The sequence below is a fragment of the Paenibacillus wynnii genome (genome assembly GCF_030812855.1).
Taxonomy (GTDB): Bacteria; Bacillota; Bacilli; order Paenibacillales; family Paenibacillaceae; genus Paenibacillus_AQ; species Paenibacillus_AQ wynnii_A.
In genome coordinates this window covers 124,862-147,667 of sequence record NZ_JAUSTK010000002.1, presented here as the reverse complement: position 1 = coordinate 147,667, position 22,806 = coordinate 124,862, and the positions used below count along the sequence as shown (strand labels likewise).

Genomic DNA, 22,806 nt, shown 5'->3' with positions numbered 1-22,806 from the left:
GGAGAAAGCCCCTTATCTGAACCTCCACTTCTGCAGGGGGTGAAGGATAGATATAGTTTTTGCCGAAGGTGCCTAAATTTATGCATCCCGCCAAAGAATAATCAAGATACTAGCTGATTCCAAGGAGGAGTCTTACCACTATGCTGAATGTTAATCAAATTCAAGAAATTATTCCCCACCGGCCTCCATTTCTGTTGGTGGACAAAATTACTGAGATCGAAATGGGAAAACGCGCAGTAGGTATTAAGAATGTTACAGTTAACGAGCCATTCTTTGCAGGTCATTTCCCCGGTTATCCGGTGATGCCAGGTGTTCTGATCACAGAGGCGTTGGCGCAGGTTGGTGCTGTTGCAATTCTGGGACTTGAAGCTAACCGTGGCAAGATCGGTTTTCTGGCAGGACTAGACGGCTTTCGTTTTCGGGGCCAGGTCGTTCCGGGAGATACCTTACATCTGGAAGTTGAGATTACCCGCCTTAAGGGCAGCATCGGGAAAGGCCAGGCTACCGCGAAAGTGGATAGTAAGGTTGTGGCTTCCGGCGAGATTATGTTTGCGCTCAGTTGATTCATAAATACAACATATATGGAGAAGGAGAGATTCATATGACTCAGTTAAGCCCAAAAGCCTTAGAAACCTTGGAACGTTGGCTCCAGGACCCTTTAGTCGATGAAGCTACGAAAGGAGAGCTCCGCGCCTTAGAGAACGACCCGAAGGAACTTGAAGAACGCTTTTACAGAGATCTGGAGTTTGGTACAGGGGGTCTGCGCGGTGTTATTGGTGCGGGCAGCAACCGGATTAACCGTTATACGGTTGGAAGAGCAACTCAAGGCTTCGCGAAATATATTCTAGAACAACATAATGGTGAGGGTAGCCCATCTGTCGTTATAGCCCATGACTCGCGCCGCTTCTCCCCAGAGTTTACACTGGAGGCCGCTCTTGTGCTTGCGGGTAACGGGATTAAGACGCATTTGTTCCCATCCCTGCGCTCCACACCACAGCTCTCATTCAGTGTTCGCGATCTGAAGGCGACAGGCGGAATTGTCATTACGGCTAGCCATAACCCACCGGAGTATAATGGCTACAAGGTGTATAATGCCGATGGTGGACAATTAATTCCGGATGAAGCAGAGAAAGTCATTTCCTACATACAACAGGTCGATTCCTTTGATGCAGTGAAACGCATCTCACAGGAAGAGGCGGAGAGCCAAGGCTTGCTGCATTGGCTTGGTGAGCAGGAGGACGAGGCTTTTACGGATACAGTAGCCAGTGTTAGTGTAGCCCGGGAAGAGATTACATCCTCTCTAGGTCGTAATTTTAAAATCGTATTTACTCCTTTACATGGAACCGGCAATATTCCGGTTCGTTCGGTTCTTTCCAAGATTGGTTTTACTGAGGTATTCGTTGTACCGCAGCAGGAAGAGCCGGATTCTGAGTTCTCTACAGTGAAGTCGCCTAACCCTGAAGAGCGGGAAGCCTTCACTTTAGCTATGGAGCTTGGTGAGGAACTGAATGCTGATCTATTGATTGGTACAGACCCTGATGCTGACCGTATGGGTGCAGTGGTGCGGGATAAGGATGGCAAGTTTGTGGTTTTATCCGGTAATCAATCTGGTGCCTTGATGATCCATTACTATTTGAGCCGTTTGCAGGAGCAGGGGAAACTTCCGACAAATGGAGCCGTTGTGAAGACGATAGTGACGAGTGAGATGGGGGCCGCTGTAGCGAGCCATTACGGAGCAACAGTGTTCAACACCCTGACCGGCTTCAAATATATCGGTGAAAAAATGACGCAATTCGAAGCATCCGGCGATTATACGTATCTTTTCGGCTATGAGGAAAGCTATGGTTATCTGGCGGGGAATTATGCCCGTGATAAAGATGCTGTATTGGCCGCTATGCTAATTGCTGAAGCGGGTGCTTATTACAAAGCCCAAGGCAAAACATTGTATGATGTCCTTCAAGAGCTGTATGAACAATTTGGATATTTTCTGGAGAGTCTAGAATCACGGACACTGAAGGGAAAAGACGGTGTCGCACAGATTCAGGGAATTATGAACGACTGGCGCAGCAATCCTCCGCAGGAAATTGCGGGTACGGCTGTTAGCGAAATTCTGGATTACTCCTTGGGGATTAACGGGCTGCCGAAGGAAAATGTCCTGAAGTATTTGCTCGTTGACGGTTCATGGTTCTGCTTGCGTCCTTCTGGAACAGAACCGAAGATCAAGGTTTATTTTGCGGTGCGGGGTGAATCACTGCAGAATGCCAAGGACAAAGTAGCCGCACTCACTGTGCAGGTTATGGGACGTGTTGACGGTAACTAATTAAGAATAGAGATTGTGTTATTTTTACGAGAAACGGGTACCGTCCCTTTTGGGACGGCAAAGCCGTTTCTTCTTATGTGAGAAGGGTTGTTAAGTTGAAAGAGGAGGGTACTTGGGGTGCAGCAAAAATGGCAGCGTTGGAATATATCTTTTCGGAAGTGGCTTTGGATTATGGTTATAGTTGGACTGGTAGCAGCACTGGCCGTAGCCTATGATCGCCTGCAGACGGAAAGATCCTCCAAGACAGTTGAGATTGTATTTGATTATCGAGACTTGGTGGATGTAGCCAGTTATAGGGCTAAACCGCAGGATTATATAGCAGAACAGCTTGATCGCTTAAAAGGTGCTGGCGTGCAAAGCATGGCCGTCTCTGAGAGCACCCTTGATGATCTGCGCAAGGCACGGCGGATAATGATCTGGGGCTCCACAGAAGCGGCAGCGCTGACTGAGGGCGTTGTTCAGGAGAATGAGAACTATACGTATGTACTTTTTACCAGTGGTGATAATTATAAGGCGCTGGAGCCTAGCATCCGTCAGACTTTCAGTGACACAGGGATTGCTACTAGGAACTGGAGTTTCCGTGGACAGCAGGGTCTCATCATTGAGACGCCGCTAGAGGAAGCAACGCTTAAGCCGATGCAGCCGGATCCACTTACGATCGATATGCTGCATGCCAAGGGATTCAATATTGTTCCGCGGCTACTGGACTCGTTGACCTATAATCAAGAATCTGTAGCAAAGCTGCTGCAGTATTATGAGAGTGTTAACGTAACACGCATTATCTTCGAAGGGGATTCTGTTAAAGGATTCAGTGATAATGAGCGCCTGAACAGCTTGAACGCTTTCTCAGACCTCCTGAAGGAGCATGGGATGGGGATTGCGGTTATTGAGAACTTGAAGAGTCAGCAAAAGGGTTTCAATAAGCTTGCTTATAACCTGGATTACAATGTTGCCCGGTTGTACTCCCTCAGTGAGACAGATTCGGGTCTTGATCCTGTTGTGATTGCTGACCGTTTCGCATTGGCCACCAAAGACCGCAACATTCGGATGTTGTATCTGAATACCGCTCCATCGCGTGATTTGACCAAAGCTAAGATTACCGATACGCTGGACAACTTGATCACAAGTCTTAGCGATTCGAATGGTGCTGTTCAGAAAATTCAAGACAACGGATTTACACTGGGACAGGCTACCGCTGCAGAGGTTGTAGACTCACCCTACCAGCGCTATTTCAAGCTTATAGCGGTGATTGGGGCTGTAGCGCTCGTAGCGCTCATGATATCCTACTTCATTCCATGGTTGACACTCCCTGCCTTGGTTTTGGGTCTGGTAGGTAGTGCAGGACTTTTGGTACTAAAGCCCGTTCTCTTCGAGCAAGCTCTGGCTCTTGCGGCAGCAATTAGTGCCCCTACTCTGGGTATGGTGCTAGCTATCCGTAAGATTAACGTTCTGGGCCCACCTTTAAGAAACGGCAATATAGGAACTGCGAATGCTAAGAAGAGTAACGCCCGTATCGGGTATACTGTTATGAGTCCGCAGCGCCGGTTTGCTCACAGTCTTGTGCTATATGTGAAGACTGCCTTGATTTCTCTTAGTGCAGTCCCTTTTGTGGTGGCACTGCTCAACAATGTGACTTACAGTCTCGTATTGGAACAGTTCCGTGGAGTTAGTCTCCTGCACATCGCTCCTATTGGTCTGGTTGCGTTGTATGTGCTGTTATATCGCGGAGAGTTTACTTTTAATAAAACCGGGAACCTACTGCGTATGCCAGTTACAGTGGCTATGGTTATTTTAGCAGGTGTATTGGGCGTCCTTGGTCTGTATTACATTAGCCGTACTGGTAATAGCGGTAGTGTAAGTTCGCTCGAAATGTCTTTCCGTACGTTCCTGGAAAATACGGTCCATGTCCGTCCGCGTAACAAAGAATTTTTATTGGCTCATCCACTCTTCATTCTAGGAGCATTTCTGGCCTTGAAATATCGGAACGCGGCCTTTCTTATGATTGTGGCTGTCATCGGTCAATTGTCGATGGTGGATACGTTCGCGCACATTCATTCACCGCTTCTGATTTCTCTCGTTCGTGGATTGCTGGGACTGGGGCTGGGAGCTATTATCGGTATCGTTGCAGTATTGGCATGGCAAATTGCGGAAAGGTGTTGGAAACGATGGTCGCCGCTCCTCAAAAGATAGTTATTTCCGGTTATTACGGCTTTCGCAACAGCGGAGATGAAGCGGTACTGCAGTCCATCCTTATTGCACTGAAGCGGCAAGCAGATTCCGCCGGAATAGCGATTGAACCCGTAGTGTTATCTATAGATCCGGAATGGACAACCGCAACTTATGGTGTGAAATCCGTACACCGAATGAAGCTTGGTGAAGTCCGAAGAGCTCTTTCAGAGAGCTCTGGTCTAATCAGCGGTGGAGGCAGTCTTCTGCAAGATGTAACCAGCAGTAAAAGCATTCCGTACTACTTAGGCATTATCAAGCTTGCTCAATGGATGGGAAAGCCTACCTTTATTTATGCTCAGGGAATCGGACCTCTTAACCGCAAGTTGTTCCATCCTTTTATTAAATCGGTATTCCGCAAATGTAAGTATGTATCGGTAAGGGATGAGCAATCTCGCAAACTGCTTCAGAAGATTGGACTTGCGGCCGAGAAAATTGAGGTTGTACCTGATCCTGTTATGGGCTTGTCCTTGCCTGAGGGTGAAGCTGAAGCAATCACAGAATCTCCCTCTCTTCCGGTCATTGGCATATCCGTTCGTTTTTGGGAAGCGGACCGACGCGAGCTAAACGCTATCGCTGAAGGTTTAAGACAAGCTAGTGTTGCTCAGCCGCTGCATCTGCGGTTCCTGCCCTTTCATTTACCCTCTGATAATGAAGCCTCACGATATACCATGGAGCTATTGGGTAAGGATCTTGAGGGGAATGGCGGAAGGGTCAGCATTTGTGAAAATGCAGTACATCCTCAGCACATGCTTCGCGAAGTGGAACAGTGCGATGTGTTGATTGGTATGAGGCTCCATAGCCTGATTTATGCCGCAGGACAGAGAGTACCGCTGATCGGGATATCCTACGATCCGAAAATTGATCATTTTCTGGATCGAATACAATGTGATCCGGTAGGATCGACAGACGCTTTGGAGAGTGAGAAGCTCGCATCCAAGATTATTCAATTGTTGCGTGAAGGAGCCGAATGGCAGCAGGAACGGGAATCCCTTATCTCCATGCTGGTTCAAGAGGCGGAAGCGCCTGCAAGGAAAATAGCCCAATATTTAAGCCATAAAGGATGATATAGAGTGAAAGATACGAATATCCTACCTACGGTGCCCATTTACGGGATTCCGGTAAGCAAGCTAGATATGAAAGAGACTGTTTCATATTTGGTTCAGGCGGTCTCTGCACGTGTGCCACATCAGATTATTACAGCCAATCCGATCATGGTGATGAGTGCTTTGGAGAACCCTGAATACATGAACATTATGACCTCTGCCGAGCTGGTCGTTCCGGACGGAACGGGTGTTGTTTGGGCGGCTGAACGCAGTGGTAATCCCGTTAAAGAACGTGTGGCGGGCTTCGATTTGCTACATGAATTATTGAAGACTGGTGAAAGCTATCACTGGAGAGTTTACCTCCTTGGTTCTACACAGGAAGTGATTCGGGAGACTGCCAGAAGGTTACAATTGCAATATCCTGCACTTATCATTGCAGGCTTCCGGGACGGATACTTTGGACCGGCTGAGGATCAGGAGGTTGTAGCTGAGATTGTAAGTACAAAGCCTGACCTGTTGTTTGTCGCTCGGGGTGCAGACAGCCAGGAGCCTTGGATTGCTAAATACAAGTCACAACTTGCAATTCCGATCATGATGGGTGTCGGAGGAAGCTTTGATGTGATCTCGGGTAAGAGCCGCCGGGCACCCAAAGCATTCCAAAAACTTCGATTAGAGTGGTTATACCGACTCCTTAAAGAGCCAACACGTTATCGTAGAATGCTTGCGCTGCCGAAATTCGCATTAAAAGTGCTGCGCGACAAAGAAAAAGTGACAAAAGCTTGAGTATATGACGATATTCCCCGTAAATATGAAATAAATAGCCCAATTTCAGAATTGGAATTTGTTTTCGTAACAGCGTATAATTCAATGCGGTAGAGAAATGGGGGTCGACTGATCAAATGTTAATTATATACATCGCCGGATTTATCGTGTGTATGGGCCTCGCGCTGTGCTTGACACCGTTGGTGAAGAAGTTCGCCATTAAGATTGGTGCCACGGATGTGCCTAATGCCCGTAAAGTGCATACGAAGATTATGCCCCGCCTTGGCGGACTAGGTATTTTTCTGGCGTTTGTGTTAGGCCTGCTTGCCGTATTGCCGATTATTCCTTATGATTTTACTCCGCGTGAGGCCAACTTCATCAAAGCGCTACTATGTGGCGGCGGACTGATTGTTCTAATTGGTGGTCTTGATGATCGTTTTGAACTGTCAGCCAAGGTGAAGCTGCTGGGCCAAATTGCCGCAGCATGTATCGTCGTGTTCGGTTTTGGTATTACTGTTGACTTTGTAAATATTCCTTTTAACAATACGTATTCATCACTGGAAAGCTGGATATCCATTCCACTCACAATCTTCTGGATTGTCGGAGTAACCAATGCCGTGAATTTGATTGACGGTTTGGATGGACTAGCTGCAGGGGTATCGGGGATTGCCATCGCTACAATCGCTGTCATGGCTTTGTTGATGGGCAACGTAATGGTTGCGTTGCTGTGTCTGCTGCTGCTCGGTAGTATCGTAGGATTCCTGTTCTTTAACTTTCATCCTGCGAAGATCTTTATGGGTGATACCGGTTCGTTGTTCCTTGGATTTTGCTTAGCTCTGCTGGCACTGCTAGGGTTCAAACAAATTGCCGTGGTATCCTTTATTACACCTTTATTGATTATTGGGGTTCCGCTGTCGGATACCTTCTTTGCGATTGTTCGCCGCAAGCTGCAGAAGAAGCCGATTTTTGCACCTGACAAAGGTCATCTGCATCATTGCTTACGCGAGCTTGGCTTTAGTCATCGTCAGACCGTACTCATTATATACGGTATAGCCTCTTTCTTTGGCATACTAGCTATTATCCAATCTTCAGCTGCATTGAAAGAAGCGAACTGGGTTACTTTCGTAGTCATCTGTGTGATGCTCTTCTTCCTACAGATCGGAGCAGAGATCACTGGGCTCATTGGCAAGACCAAACGTCCTGTCATTGACTTTATTTTAAGATTACGTGTGAAGCTTGATCCGGAAAGGAGCTCCAAATCATAATCCCAAGGTATCATTCTTGTAATATATTCCTTAAATAACAAAACTCATCCCATATTGGGATGAGTTTTTTGTTTTTATTCCTAAATATAAGGGTTCCGGTAACCGATAGAAAACTATGAGGGTAACAAGAATATGAATCTAAAGGAGAGATATACACATGCAACGCATCAAGAGACCTTTCTTGTGGCTGCTGTTGGCAGCTATGGTCGTCTCGCTTATTCCAGCGGGTTGGGCCAAGCCCGTTTCGGCCGCAGTTACATCTACACAATATTTCAGCCCGGACGACAATGAACTTCGGAATACCATCGCACTTGATCAGAACTCTATTTCCCGAAGTAACGTATATAAAACCAACAACAGTATTTTGACCATCACAGGAACGTTCTCACAAGTAACTTCATCTACGATGAAAGTGACCGTGGAACAGCTGAGCCAAAGCGGCACCAAATGGGTAACTGACCCTACTCACGTTATTATGGGGGCAGTGAATGTGGATTCCAACAGTCTGGGAAATCGCTTTACAACAAGTGGACTAAGCTTGTTCTCAGGGTACAACAAGATCACTTTCTCAGGGATGCAGGGTTTATTGGAACGTTCGGAGTCCTTTTATGTCCTGTATGACCAGATTCCCTTTATTCAATCTTTACAGGTTATTGGCGGAGGACCTGCACCTATTAATCTAAATGAAGGAACGCAAATTGTTGTTCCCAACGCATCCATAACCATCAAAGGTACAGTTGCGAACGCTACGAGAGTTACCGTCTCCTTAAATGGTGGTACGGCGCTCCAGACCACACTTCTCGAAGATGGGACGTTCTTTACACCGGGGCTTACGTTGACCTCCGGGATTAATAATCTGGAGATCGTTGTGAAGAACGCCTCCGATTCCATTACCATTAAGCGCTCCTTATATTACTTCAATACGAAGCAACCGTTTATAGATATAAACCTTGTTCAAGGGACCGAGGGCTATAATATGATGGGAAATGCCCCAACCCTTACTCAAGACAACACTACACCAGCTTATATGATGGGGCAGATCCTGGTGCCCTATGATAGCAATTCTTTTGAGTCCAATGCATCGATAACCGTAAATGAACTTCCCGTGAGCTTTAAAATTCTAAAATCTTTTAGTATAGATCCGAATACGAATGCAGTGACTAGTCCCCTGGGAGACTATAAGGATGAAGTAATTATTCCGGGTTCGGATGGAGTAACGCCGACCTACCGATTGGTATCCTTTATCACTACAAGTCCTTTAACCATCTCTACTGTCAATAAAGTATCGCTAGGAGTAAGCTACATCGACTTCCAGACTTCAAAAACGACCTTTTACAAATATATGAAGAATGAAACAGTAATATCAAATCTTTATTATCTAAAAGGTTATACTGGAACAGGCAGTGTGTCTGGAGTTTCAAGGCTGCCACTCGACAAGGCGCAAATCGATAGTGCTGATTTCTACATTTTGGTTAAGGGTAATCGCGATCTAAGTGCTGCTGATCTTACGGCTTCTTACCTGCCTATGAGTCCAAAGGCAATAACCATGTCCAAAGTGATTACGACGCCAGCTGATCCCAGCTTAGCTGCCAATGAACAAGTGTATAAGATCACTGGATTTTCTAGTGGGCAACAGTTAGTGCGGTTTCAATTTATCGGTTCTGTTTCCACTAAGGATGTTAATATCGCTTATATCTCTAAGAATTATATCTATGTAGACAGTCTGTACGATGGACAGACCTACTCATTCAGCTCCGAGACCACTCAGACGCTGAAGATTTCTGGTCAATATATTGGGTTTGAGAATTTGGCTAGTCAACAATTGTTTGTTAATGGTATTTCGGATCCTTCCACGATGATGCTAACTCTAGATGCAGATAGAAAATTCACTGTACCGTTAAGTATTACGCGTTCCGGTCCACTTGTATACGGAGAGAATATCATCGTACTGACAGGTGTTTCTATGGACGGTCTGGGTAACAAGCGAGAGGTTCGTAAGGAAATACGGATTTATATCATTGATACCAACGGATCCACGCTGAAGACCTTCCATCCCGTTCTCAAGGGTGGTACTTCGTTCCCGGATAAGGATATAACAACCTACTCGGCGGATACGCTCGGCAAAATTCTTAATCTGACTAGCGATTACGTTTACAAGAATGAGAAATATGTAACGAACCAACAGGATTACGACCTCGTGTTAAGAGGTGGTGGTGCATCCACATTGAACTTATATGAGGGATCCCAGCTTCTATTTTCGACTTCAGGGGCAGATCGTGAAGGATTAATGAGTACAACTGACAATATTCTGGTGAAGAATAAAGAATTCGTGTACAACGGTAAAACCTATACCTTTGACTATGCGGGTCAAAGCAAGGACTTCATCCTGCGGATTAGTGGATTCAAGTTCGATGCACCAGGCAGTCATGTATATAATTTGGAGTTAATTAATAGTACTGGAGCGCGTACTACTCAGCGTATTGAAGTGCAGCGCGAAGTGACTCCATACCGTATTCTGTCCCCAGCCGCTACGGTTGGTGATCAGATTGTAGTTAACAAAAACTTTGTGCGCTTTGATATTGAAGCTGAAGGTGCCAAGAAAGTAATCATAGATAAGTTCGAGGCCACGGAGCGTTTGGATATACCCAACAGATTTGTTTATGATTATGTAGGGTTGAAGCCTGACAAGAGTACAACGATCAAAATTCAAATTATTCGTGCCGATACTACGCTAAATACCACTGTAAATGTGTATTATGCAAGTGCTGTTCAAGTGGATACACAGTATATGGCCGAGAAGGTAGCTTCCAAGTACAGTGTATTTAACAAGGGGCTGGAACTCAGCTTTCCAAAAGGAACATTAATGCAAGGTTATACTAATTCCGGTGCTTCCAAATACTATCCGGATACGAAACTTCTCTTCGGTATAGCGGATCCGATTGATGGTGTAGTGGAACGGAAGAATGATTATGGGAATACAATCAATGTGGATAAGGATGCGAGAACACCAATGGGTGCGACCGGTATCGAAATTCCAGATGAGCTTTCCCAGTACTTCACTTCCAATGCTACAACGATTAATTTCTCTCGAGTATCGGATATCTACTGGATTAGCGGTGGCTTAGGCGAGAAGGGAACCAAGGGATCGACCGGCTACATTGCCGGAACCAACGGAATTGCTCCCTATTCAACAGAAGGTTACTACACTCGATATGATTATGAACGTAAAATTGTACCTTCCCAGCGTGGCAATTTAACCCTTTCGTTCAGTTCTAATATCGTAGATGAAGTAGGTTCAACCATTACAGTATTCCGTTATTCGGACACAGGGAAATGGATAAACGTTGGCGGTGAGGTAGATACGAAGACGCACACGGTTACCGTTCCATTTGATGAGTTCGGGTATTACACGGTCATGAAACTCCGCCGTGGATATAACGATATCACCAATCATCCTTGGGCAAGAAATTTGTTAAATGGTTTGTATTCCAAAGGAATTATGGAGAACCTTCGTGCGGATCAGTTCGGTGCGGATGATACAACTACCCGTGGAGAGTTCGCTACATTGTTAGTCAAAGGTCTTAATATCCCGCTTGACTACAATGAAAGCCAGCAGACCTTCTTCGATATCGTTCCGGAATCCAGTGCAGCAACCTGGGATTTCGAGCATATCGAGACTGCTGCAAGAGCCGGTATTGTAACTGGACTTAGTGACGGGTTCTTCGGTGCAACAATACCGCTGACCCGTGAACAAGCTGCAGTTATGATTGCCCGGGCCTTGAAGTTGAAGATGTCTTTAAATAATGACAAGCTATTAACAAGCCTAAGTAAATCCTTCGTGGATACGGGAAGTATGGAATTCTACTCACTTCCTTCAATCGAAGCTGTATCCAGAGCTAAGATAATGGAAGGTAGCCCGATAACGGTTACTGGACAGAAAAAGCCTGTATATAACTTCAATCCAAAGGGCAAACTGACTAGAGCAGAAGCTGGTAAAATTGCTGTAGCACTCCTACAAAAGAGTACAGCGATCTTCCCTAAGAACTTTAACTAACGGGATCACATAAACAGCCGGTCTGCGAGAACCCTTCGTAGACCGGCATTTTTGTAATATAATGTCTTAGTATAGACATTAAACTTTGTAATCTGTTCCGGGATACGGTACAATAACGTAGACAATAATATGTTCTGAAAGGTGAAAGCCATCGATGAAACCGATTTTAGCCAAAGCACAACTAGACTACATGCGAGCAAAGAATAAGTTTGAGAATAGAGCTAAAGAGCTTGAGAAAGATATTACCACCAAGCGTGCACTCCAGGAAATTACGCAGGAGGTCATGGAAGGCCTTGTACAAGCTACCGGCTTTCATGATGCATATAATGAGCTTATTGTTGCCGAGAATGCATTAATAGATTGGTCTCACTCCACTATTAAGCATGAGAAGAGCTACCGTGACAACCGTGAGGCTATAGATGCTCTATACAACAATGTGAATTCAAGCCCAGAGAAGCGTCAGGAGCTAATCCTGCTGTCTATGAAGATTCGTTAGTATATATGTTATAGAGGAAGGCGCCGATCCCGGCGCTTTTTTTAATTATATGTTTTCGGGGTCCCCGCAAAGTACCTGAGTAAGCTTCAAGCCCAGGCCCCACTTTGTGGGGTTATTTTATTGTGTAGAAGAGTATTAAATAAGAAAATCATGGTTATTAACTTAGCAAATATTGTATGGTGACGCTCTGAATAAGTCATGCTATACTGATTTCCGTAGCCACCCATTAATAGAAAAAGTTTGAATTACATACACAATTGTCTTTCTCTGGGGTGGTACGGAGTCTCGAAAGAAACAGTTCGAAAAATTTATTTTGCAATAAGCGCAACTTTTAGAAACCATCTGCGTTTAAGATGTAGAGTCAACGAGCAGCTGATTTAACCAATTGGGAAGATTTAGCTTTACGTGACTGAAGGCACATTGTATAATGCTAAGGTAGAATTAGGAATCTAGCATTGTCATGCCTTGAATTCGTTTACCAGTTTCTGTGATACCCGTCACAGACATTATTTATACTTAATATGCTCAACTCGGGAAAGGGGGTGCATCGGCTAATGAGTGACATGAGCTACCCAACTAAAGAAAATACTAAGTTCATGATTGTCCAAGGAGGAGAAAAAAAGGTTATGAAGAAAATTTTATCCGTAGCATTATCTACAGCAATGGCATTCTCGATGTTTGCCTCTGTGGCGTTTGGTGAAACTGCAACAACTCCAGAAGCACAATTCTCAGCTCTGGCAGCTAAAGGTATTCTTAGTGGATTCCCAGACGGTCAAGCACATCTTGAAAAAGACTTGACTCGCGCTGAATTCTCCAAAATCATCGCTAAATTGTTTGACCTTAGCGAAATCACAACTACACTGTCTTACAAAGACAAAAACTACAATGCAAACCACTGGGCACGCGGCTACATTGAAGCTGTAACTAAAGCTGGTTTGATGAATGGTAGAACTGCAACAACTTTCGATCCATCCGGTAAAGTAACTGTTCAAGAGGTTGCTACTGTATTGGCTCGTGCGTTGAAGCTTGAAACACCTACTACAATCGACAACACAGCATCGGCATGGGCTAAAACTTATGTTCAAGCTGTAATCAACAAAGGTCTGATCCCAAGTGCAACTAACTTCCAAGGTAACGCTAACCGTGCTTTGGTAGTAAGTGCAGCTTACGCTGTTGATGTTCTGAAATCCGCTCCAGTTGTTACTTCCGCTGAGGCTACAAGCCCAACAAGCGTAGTAGTAACTTTTGCTGACAAAACTACAGCAACTGTAACTCCAGCTACTGCTTTGGTAGAAGGCGTTGAAACAACTGTAGCATTCAAAAACAATGGCTTCGACTATAGTGTTAAAGTAACATTGGCATCTGCTAAGGTTCTTTCTTTCACTCCAGTTAACGCTACTCAAGTAGAAGTTAAATTTAACAGAGCACTTGACGAAACAGCTGCTAAGACTCTTACTAACTACGCAATTGGAACTAAGAATCCTACTTCCGTTTCATTGAGTGGAAACACTGCTACATTGACATTTGCAGCTGCTTCAGAAGTTGAAGTAACTAATGGTGTTGCTGTTGTTGAGCCAATCACATTGGCTGACAATGCTGACAAGAAAACAGCTAAATTCACAACTGTTCTGACTTATGAAGATACTGTAAAACCTGTAATTTCTTCTGTATCAGCTAAAACAAATTCAGCTGTTGCAACAAAACTTACAGTAACTGTATCTGAGCCAGTAGCAAGTGGTTTGGCTAAAGTTGATGGTGCTTACTACAGCATCGTATGGGATGGAACAACTGGTACAATTACTGGTTTGAACCTTACTGCAACTGGTAACCATACACTTGATTTGATCAACCTGACTGACAAAGGCGGAAATGTTACTGTAACTACTTCCCAAGCATTTGCAGTTACTGTTGACACAGTAGCACCTACAGCAACTTTGAGCACTTACAGTGACAAAGCAATTAAAGTTACGTTCAGCAAAGATATGGATGCTGCTACTGTAGCTGCTGCTTTTGCACCAGCGCAAAATGTTGTTAAAGATGAGTTGCTTGGAAACGTTGCTTACACTTATGCCAAAATTGACAGCAAGAACTACTTGTTGACTCTTACACCTGAATTGTATGCAACTAAAGCTTCCCGTACACTGTCTGTTGTAATTGCTGGATCCGTTAAGGATGAATTGGGTAATGCTTATGCTGCAGGTTCTGTAGCTGTAACCTTGTCCAAGGATGTTGTAAAACCGGCTGCTACTGGATTCAAAGTAGTTAAAAACTCCGACGGTAAAGTAACAGACGTTGTAGTAAACTTCAGTGAAGGTCTGGCTGCAGGAACTCCTGCACTTCCAACTATCGTTGATATGACTGGTGTTCTTAAAGACCCTGCGACGTTCCTTGGTGGATTCTCTGCAAATGCTGTCGTTGCAGGTGATAAGAAAGTGACTTATCACGCGGCTGTTCCAACATCATTAACAGGAACCTTTGCTTTCACCTTCGGCGCTAGCCTGGTATCTGACCAAGCTGAAACAGCTAATAAATCAGATGCATTCAACTACAACATTGACTTTGGTGCGGGTTCAACTGCATTCAGTCTTCCATCTACTGCAAAACCATCTGCTATTGCTAATAATGTAATTAAAGTAACATTTGGTGTAGCTGTTAAGGGAGGCGCTGTTGCTAACTCTGCAACTGATCTTGCAAACTACACATTGGCAGGAAAACCACTTCCAACCGGAACAACTATTTACCTGGCTGCAGATCAACTGTCTGCTACAATTACTCTTCCTTCTGAGTCCGTTGCAGCTTCTGATGACAATGCAGTGTTTACCGTTGCTAATGTAATGTCCTTAAACGGTGCAACAGTTAACACTTACACAGGTACATTGGCTGTTGTAGATAATACTAAGCCGGTGCTGACAACTGCTGCATTGACTACTGATAACAAACTTGTTATTGGTTTCGGTGAAACTGTTACTGGTGCAACTTACAAAGACTTTGTAATCAAAGTGAATGGAACTGCTTTGACTTATACTGCTGATCTTGCTGTTAATCCAGGTAATGGTTCAGATGCTGGTAAATTGGTAATCGACCTTTCCTCATTCATCGTAGTAGGTACTAATGCATCTGGTACTGTTGCGGCAACACCAACTTATGTTGACCTGAACGATAATGGTGCATTTGATGCTGCATCTGATATCAAAATTGGAGACGGAGCAGTAACTGATTTCAAATTCACTTCTTCCGCTCTGATCTCTAGCGTAACTGTTACAACTGCTTCTACTACAGTAGGTGTAGATGCTAAGGGCAACCCAATTAAGACTGGTGTGTCTGTAACAGCTAAATAATTTTACTCAACGAAGTAGAATTATCTTTTTGGGAAAGACTCTGCGAAGCTTAAGCTTCGCAGAGTCTTTCTATATTTAGAGCACTTAGAATACAAGGAGGTAAAAGATGAAACCGATATATAAAATCACCGCAGCAACGCTTCTCATGTCCATCGGTATTTGGGCAGGATCAATTCTAAATATCACGGCCGACGGCGCAAGCGTAAGTACTCAGCCAGGGACAGCTGATGATCCAGTGGTTACGAAAAGCTATGTAGACCAACAGATTCAAAAGGCTTTACAAGGCGGCGCCGTATCTACGCCAACACCTACTGTAACTCCAGCCCCAACTCAAACACCGGGATCAGGACCAAGTTCATCAGATGCAGTCGTCATAGTAGATGTGAAGCCTGGGCAGACGTTGATAGCTTCCGCAGGTGCTGAATTTATCGTTCGTGCAGGCAAGGCCATTATTTACTCTAATGATGCAAATGGTGTGGCTGATTTAACAGATGGCAAAGATCTGACGAATGGACAAGTTGCTCCATCGAACCATTTACTCTCCTATCCAAGGGATGGCCGTGGAATCTCCGTTCAAAACGGACAAACTTTGGGGCTTACCGTGATGGTTCGCGGCGGCTATACACTGCAATAAAAAATTTTCTATTGTAAGCTGAACAAAAGGAAATAACAAAAAGCGAAAAGGAACGAAAGGGAAATTTGGAACTGTAGGAGCGATAGCGACCGCCTTTGTAGCCGGATTTCAACCGCTAAAAGCGGGTTAAATCAAAGAAAGTCTTACTACAACAGCGGCCGGAAGTCCAAATCTTCACGGTAGTGACGCCTGAGACTTAAGTTAATATCTTAAGTTCATCTTAATATATAAATAATGCCCTTATCGGGGTCAAATCATACTTGAGTAGTACTTTTTCCATAGCTACCAAACATTGATGAGATTGAACAAAGTCCATAGCGCACACAATACTCTTGTATTCTTAATTGATCAGGAGGTGCAGCACATGGCACGTAATAATCGCAAAATCGTACCTGAAAGCCGAAATATGCTGAAACAAATGCAATATGAAATTGCTTCTGAATTCGGGTTGTATGGAGCAGGTTATGGTGGAGGAGCAGACACAGAGTTTGCTTCGGAATTAGGGACAACAGGCGGGTATTCGCAGATGAGTACTCCGTATTTAGGACAACTTACCTCCCGCGAAAATGGTTCAGTAGGCGGCGAAATTACGAAGAGGCTCGTGAAGCAGGCGGAGCAATCGCTTTTCCGATAAGAAACAGGAATCTACGAGCTGTGACAGATCGCACAGACTTCAATTGACACCCCTTCTCAAATAAGTTAATATGACTTTTGAGGAAAGCCAACAACCTTTTCCATATGGAGAAGGTTCGTTTTTTTTTAACTACTTAAATGGGGGGTTGAATTCATGTCGATTAAAGGACGCCATCTGTTTACTTCCGAGTCTGTTACGGAAGGACATCCAGATAAAATTTGTGACCAGATTTCTGATGCAGTGCTGGATGCATTTTTGGCTAATGATCCAAATGCTCGTGTTGCTTGCGAGGTAGCTGTGGCTACCGGCTTGGTTTTAGTTATAGGGGAGATTAGCACCAAATCCGAGTATGTGGATATACCTGCTATTGTTCGCAATACCATTAAGGACATTGGATATACCCGGGCCAAATATGGCTTTGATTATAATACGTGTGCGGTACTGACATCGCTTAATGAGCAGTCCGCGGATATTGCACAAGGTGTAAATGCTGCACTTGAGGGACGTGACCCTGCACAGGTTGCAGAAGAAACAGCGAATATTGGAGCAGGGGATCAAGGTCTTATGTTCGGTTTTGCTACCAATGAGACACCTGAACTCATGCCTCTTCCGATTGCATTATCCCATCGTATAGCTCGTCGTTTGGCTGAAGTGCGCAAGAATGGTACTTTGGAGTATTTACGTCCAGACGGCAAGACACAAGTAACGATTGAGTATCAGGATGACAAGCCTGTGCGTGTGGACACTATAGTTGTATCTACTCAGCATGCCGAAGAGATCTCTTTGGAGCAGATTCAGGCTGACATTAAAGAGCATGTGATTCTGCCTGTTGTGCCTGCTGAACTGCTGGATGGGGAGACCAAATATTTTATCAACCCAACTGGACGTTTTGTTATTGGCGGACCTCAGGGAGATGCAGGATTAACTGGACGGAAAATTATCGTAGATACATACGGTGGATATGCTCGTCACGGCGGGGGAGCCTTCTCCGGTAAGGATCCTACTAAAGTAGACCGTTCCGCAGCCTATGCGGCGCGTTATGTAGCCAAGAACCTTGTAGCTGCAGGACTTGCTGATAAATGTGAGATTCAATTAGCTTACGCTATTGGTGTGGCTAATCCGGTATCGATTAACGTGGATACTTACGGAACGGGCAAAGTCAGTGAAGAGAAGTTGGTCGAACTGATCAGCAATAACTTTGATCTTCGCCCGGCGGGCATTATTTCCATGCTTGATTTACGTAAACCTATCTATAAATACACCGCTGCTTATGGACATTTCGGTCGTACAGATATTGATCTTCCTTGGGAACGTGTGGACAAGGCTGATTTATTGAAGTCGCAAGCTGAATTGTAATCAGAGCGCTATTATATAAGTGACTCGTGGCTGGACTCTTCAATTGAAGGGTTTTGCTTACGGGTCTTTTTTTATGTGGAAAAAAGCGTTCGCAGACTCTACTAAAAGACTTTAAAAGCTGCTAAACTTTGGAAGACCTTTTACCGAAATATAAATATACATATTGATGAGCTTGAGAGGAGTATTTGACCGCATGAAAAGAAAAATTTCAACATGGACGGCGTTCTTTCTGGCCGGAAGCCTGCTAGTGGGAAATGGAATACCTTATATTGGGATGGGTGCAACGGCTGTATACGCCGCGGCTGATTTTGCTATGTCCACAACTCCTGCAGCTGGAGCTAGTTATGTAAGTGCAACGGCTTCTCTTAGACTTAATTTTGATCGGACGGTTACACCGCAAACTGGAAATATCACCATTACTAAGCAGAGTACGGGTGGAGTTTTTGCAACTGTTCCTTTGGATACAGGCCTTATTGGAAGTTCAACCTTCTATGATATTAAATGGGCACCAAGTCTCCAGTTCGAGCCTAATACAATGTATACGGTAAGTATTCCTGCCGGATCATTCAAGGATAACACAGGAGCGAGTTCCCTCGTGACCACATGGTCTTTCACTACTGCACCGGCAGTTAACTCGGCTATTACCGCAGGAAGTTTCATGCCAGTTAACAATGCCAGAATAGATGTCGGAACTGTGAGTGAACTGAGCTTTAAGCTTAATAAGGGTAACCTGATCAAAGGTACGGGTTCTATTAATCTGATATCTTCGGCAAATAATTCGGTTGTTTATAGCTATAATGTTGCTACCGATTCCAAAGTACAGGTAGATGTAGCGAGCGATCCGACCAGCACTCTTGTCAAACTGAACTTAACTGGAATAACGCTATCAGCTGGCAGCAGCTATTATATTCTAATCGATTCGTACGCGTTCAGAGATACAGACAATACAACTTATAGCGGTATATCAAGCGGCAACGACTGGACCTTTACTACAAAAGGGGCTGCGGCAATACCAGTAACGGTCTCTCCTGTGAATGGAGCAGTAAATATATCTCCAACAGGAGCATTGCAGCTGGCTTTTGATCGTCCTATGTATCCTGCAGGTGGTGAGATTACTGTATCACCAGGAACTATAAATGATCCTAGAGCTAGAAAAATTAATGTAACTTCCACAGCCGTAACGGGCGGGGGGAGTAAAACCATAACCGTTGCTCCGGCAACAAGCACTACTCCACTGCTTAACAGTACAACCTATACCGTTACGATCCCGCAGGGATCTTTTTATGATCAGGATGGTCATTTGTTCCCTGCTTCAGGCTCCCATACTTGGACTTACTCAACGGCGTCTTCCTTACAGCCACTTGCACCGGCAACACTATCACCGGCAGATCGCAGTGAGTCTGTAGCCATTAGCAGAACCTTCGGTATTACCTTTAACAGAGATGTGATCTATAATGCCTCCATTGCGGATGGAATTGCTCTATATAAAAATAACGGGGGCAAAGTGCCGATTTTGGTGACACCCGGGTCGACAGCTAGAGAATTTGTAATCACGCTGGCACCTTCAACCGTACTCGATAACGCTTCTACCTACTACTTCGATATTGCGGCTGGTGTCTTTACGGATGCTGCTGACTCACTATCCGTGTATAACGGTCTAAGCGGGAAAAACTCTTGGAGTTTCACTACCTCAGTTTTGGACAGGACTGCCCCAGTTCTATCGGCTGCGGTGCTTGATAACAATCGAACGATAAGACTTAAGTATAATGAGGCTCTAGACCCGTCTACAGCGCTGCTGTCTTCGAGTTTCCCGGTAACTGTGAATGATGAGTACCGCCGAATAGATAGTGTTACCATACTAAATGACAGTGTGTACATTACCCTCAGTACAGGGGTTGCGGTAGGACAAGTTGTAAAAGTCGCTTATTCGGGTGGGCTTCGTACCATTCATGATTTGAGTGGGAATATCGCGAGTACCTTTTCACTGCGGCAGGTGGATAACAATATTGAATCCTCACTTCCTGTTCCCAAAGAAGGCACACTTACGGGAAATTTAGTGAGTTTGAATTTTAATGATTCGCTCAAAGCGGTGTCTCCCTATGCTTATAGTCAGTTCTCAGTCACATCAGACGGTTCTGCACTTGGAGTAAGCTCAATTACTTCTAGCGGAAGCAACGTATATTTGGTTTTGAATAATGCTCCATCCAATAGCGGGGTCATTCGTGTATCATACTATGGCGGTTCTTATCCTTTGCAGGATCTGCTTGGGCAGAATATAGCTGCATTTTCTAACTTTTATATTCGGAATAGCAATGATACAACGGTACCTCAGTTCCAAAGCGCTGCAGGGAGCGGGAATAAAATAATACTCACTTACAATGAAGGACTATCTACGAATAATCTTCCTACAAATAGTCAATTTTCCGTATTGGCAGGGGGGATAGCGGTGTATGTTACAGATGTTGCTGTAAGCGGCAATCAGGTCACCTTAACGCTGCAAACCGCCCTGACGGCAAACCAGAGGGTCACAATCTCCTATGTACCTGGCTCAACAGGTTTAAGCGACTCTAATGGTAACCGTGCGGGATATATCAACTTACAGACTGTGACTGTGTCGGCAGCAAGTGCTGTACCTGAAATTGGTTCGGCGGTCGTTACAGGTGATGTGCTTAGTGTTACTTTTAACAAAAGCATGGTCTCTACCTCAACTCTCAATGCAAGTCAATTCGGGGTTAGAGCAGATGGAAGCAATCTAGGCGTACAATCGGTATATGTATCCGGCAACCTTCTAAACATCACCTTGAGCTCTATTGTAAAAGGGGGACAGGTAGTTGATCTGTCTTATATGGCTGGGAATGGATCCATTAAGGATCTGAACGGCACTACCTTGGCTTCATTCACTGGGCTCAATGTTCAGAATTTATCGGGCGCATCCTCAGGGAACAACCCTTCCTATTTGACTACGCTCGCTAGTAATGAATTCGGAGTAGCATTTCCGCTGCTTAGAAGTGACTCCGCCAAAATTTCGGATGATTATTCCAAGTACAACCAATCTATCAAAAAATATGCGCTTAACGCAGAACGTTTGACGGGAAGTTACGAGTATCTGGCTAAGGTCGGGACGGCTTCACTTGCATTTGAAGTGCCGCAAACCGAACGTGCCGCTTATGTAAGTGTTCCTCTGGCTCCGCTGGTTGCGGCAGTTAACCGGAATAAAAAAGCGGAGTTTGCAATCCGTTATGGCGAGCATCTATACAATATACCTTTGGATAAGATTGACATGTCGAGCCTTGTTCGCAATTTAAATACAGACAGCAGCAGTATCTCACTTGTCCTCCGTTTGGAAAAGGTTCCAACAGGAACTTATAGCTCCTTGGAGCAGAAGCTTCAGAATAACGGACTGCAGATTGTGACTAGTCTTGTAGATGCTCGTATTTTAGCAGTGGCTAATGAGAACTCCTCAAGGCAAGTAGAATTAAGTGTGCCTGGAGAATACAACGTACGAACTACAGCAACGCTTAACGAACCTCAGGTCTCCATTGCCAGACTTGAGACCACGTATGGGGATGCAGCTTACCTCCCTACCAGCTTTAATAAGGTAGGGAACTATACGGTACTGAAAGCAAAGACAGAAGGGAATCAGGCTATGGGTACCTATCTGTCGCTGCGTACTTTTAACGATATGGGTACACACTGGAGTCGTAGTGCCGTCACCGAGCTTATGACCAAAAATATTATCGACACCAGCTATGGTACGAGCTTCAAGCCTGAGCAAAAGATAACCCGTGCGGAATTCGCAGTTATGCTCAGTCGGGGCTTAGGTCTGCAGGGTAATCGTGAAGCAGCCCAGCGCTTCCGCGATGTACAGCCTTCTACACAAACTGGTGATTATATCGGGGCGGCAGCCAAAGCCGGTATTATTAACGGCAACACTGACGCGACCTTCCGTCCAAATGCTTATATTACCCGTGAACAAATGGCTATTATGATGATTCGCGCTATGGAATATACTAATCACCCGATAACTCTAAAGGGTACTTCATCATCCATTTTGGCGACCTTTAAGGATAAGAGTAAAATTCAAAGTGATGAATTCGTAGCAAAGGCAATCCAGTCTGGAATCGTTCTGGGCGTATCAGCCGGTGTATTCCAGCCGCAAGGCAATGCCACTCGTGCCCAAGCTGCTGTAATGCTGCAGCGGATGCTGAATAAGGCGGATTATTTATAAGTTGGGTTACATGAACACACTTAGTTGCACTTTATACAATTAAAAGATGGTTTTTGTAGCTGAAAGTCACTTTAAGTGTATTCTGTGCAACTATATGAAGGGGAATGAGTCTAAATTGGCAATTTCTCGGATTTTAAGTGTATTTTATACACTTATCCGTAGTATTCTGGCAATGTATGTTGAAATAGATGTATGAAATGCAATTACATTGTGCTACCCATAAATAAGCCCGGACTCCAATGTTAAGGAGTTCGGGCTTTCTTTTTGCCCTGTCCCCTCTAGTGAATAGCTGAGCGTTCACTATAGCCTTGTTGCTGGTTTTAGGAGGACGGAGAGGAATTTTGGAACTGTAGAAGCGTAGCGCTCGCCCGAAAGCTTTCCGTAGGAAAGCTAGCTTCGAAAGCATAGGCTTATCGGGGATTCCTACCGCGGGGAGCGGTTCAAATC

At 44.7% G+C, this 22,806-nt stretch carries 13 protein-coding genes; all 13 read left to right on the top strand.

Annotated features, from left to right (window positions below):
* Window positions 1–140 precede the first annotated feature (140 nt).
* Window positions 141–563 (top strand): 3-hydroxyacyl-ACP dehydratase FabZ, encoded by a 423-nt coding sequence (gene fabZ / locus J2T20_RS02615; RefSeq protein WP_307585304.1) that lies wholly within the window; start codon window positions 141–143, stop codon window positions 561–563.
* A 38-nt stretch (window positions 564–601) separates the two neighbouring features.
* Window positions 602–2,320 (top strand): phospho-sugar mutase, encoded by a 1,719-nt coding sequence (locus J2T20_RS02610; protein WP_307585302.1) that lies wholly within the window; start codon window positions 602–604, stop codon window positions 2,318–2,320.
* A gap of 117 nt (window positions 2,321–2,437) precedes the next feature.
* A complete protein-coding gene (locus J2T20_RS02605; protein ID WP_307585300.1) occupies window positions 2,438–4,510 on the top strand; it encodes a DUF5693 family protein in 2,073 nt (690 codons plus the stop codon).
* Complete coding sequence (gene csaB / locus J2T20_RS02600; protein ID WP_307585298.1) at window positions 4,486–5,613, top strand: polysaccharide pyruvyl transferase CsaB; 1,128 nt, start codon at window positions 4,486–4,488, stop codon at window positions 5,611–5,613. The genes J2T20_RS02605 and csaB overlap by 25 nt, the downstream gene beginning before the upstream one ends.
* A 6-nt stretch (window positions 5,614–5,619) precedes the next feature.
* On the top strand, window positions 5,620–6,375 hold the full coding sequence (locus J2T20_RS02595) for a WecB/TagA/CpsF family glycosyltransferase (RefSeq protein ID WP_307585296.1): 756 nt from the start codon (window positions 5,620–5,622) through the stop codon (window positions 6,373–6,375).
* A 116-nt stretch (window positions 6,376–6,491) separates the two neighbouring features.
* Entirely contained in the window at window positions 6,492–7,619 is a 1,128-nt protein-coding gene (locus J2T20_RS02590) for a glycosyltransferase family 4 protein (RefSeq protein WP_307585295.1), read from the top strand.
* Between the two features lie 157 nt (window positions 7,620–7,776).
* Window positions 7,777–11,673 carry an S-layer homology domain-containing protein gene (locus tag J2T20_RS02585; RefSeq protein ID WP_307585293.1) on the top strand — a complete coding sequence of 1,299 codons (3,897 nt, stop codon included), beginning with the start codon at window positions 7,777–7,779 and terminating at the stop codon, window positions 11,671–11,673.
* A gap of 154 nt (window positions 11,674–11,827) precedes the next feature.
* The gene (locus tag J2T20_RS02580) at window positions 11,828–12,169 is read left to right on the top strand and encodes a hypothetical protein (protein ID WP_307585291.1); all 342 of its coding nucleotides are present in this window, start codon (window positions 11,828–11,830) and stop codon (window positions 12,167–12,169) included.
* Between the two features lie 554 nt (window positions 12,170–12,723).
* Window positions 12,724–15,507 (top strand): S-layer homology domain-containing protein, encoded by a 2,784-nt coding sequence (locus tag J2T20_RS02575; RefSeq protein ID WP_307585289.1) that lies wholly within the window; start codon window positions 12,724–12,726, stop codon window positions 15,505–15,507.
* 106 nt (window positions 15,508–15,613) lie between these two features.
* Window positions 15,614–16,141, top strand: coding sequence for a hypothetical protein (locus J2T20_RS02570; protein WP_307585288.1), 528 nt, complete (start codon window positions 15,614–15,616; stop codon window positions 16,139–16,141).
* Between the two features lie 364 nt (window positions 16,142–16,505).
* Window positions 16,506–16,775 (top strand): alpha/beta-type small acid-soluble spore protein, encoded by a 270-nt coding sequence (locus J2T20_RS02565; protein WP_307585286.1) that lies wholly within the window; start codon window positions 16,506–16,508, stop codon window positions 16,773–16,775.
* A gap of 153 nt (window positions 16,776–16,928) precedes the next feature.
* Window positions 16,929–18,131 (top strand): methionine adenosyltransferase, encoded by a 1,203-nt coding sequence (gene metK / locus J2T20_RS02560; protein WP_307585283.1) that lies wholly within the window; start codon window positions 16,929–16,931, stop codon window positions 18,129–18,131.
* A gap of 193 nt (window positions 18,132–18,324) precedes the next feature.
* The gene (locus J2T20_RS02555) at window positions 18,325–22,359 is read left to right on the top strand and encodes an Ig-like domain-containing protein (RefSeq protein ID WP_307585281.1); all 4,035 of its coding nucleotides are present in this window, start codon (window positions 18,325–18,327) and stop codon (window positions 22,357–22,359) included.
* Window positions 22,360–22,806 lie beyond the last annotated feature (447 nt).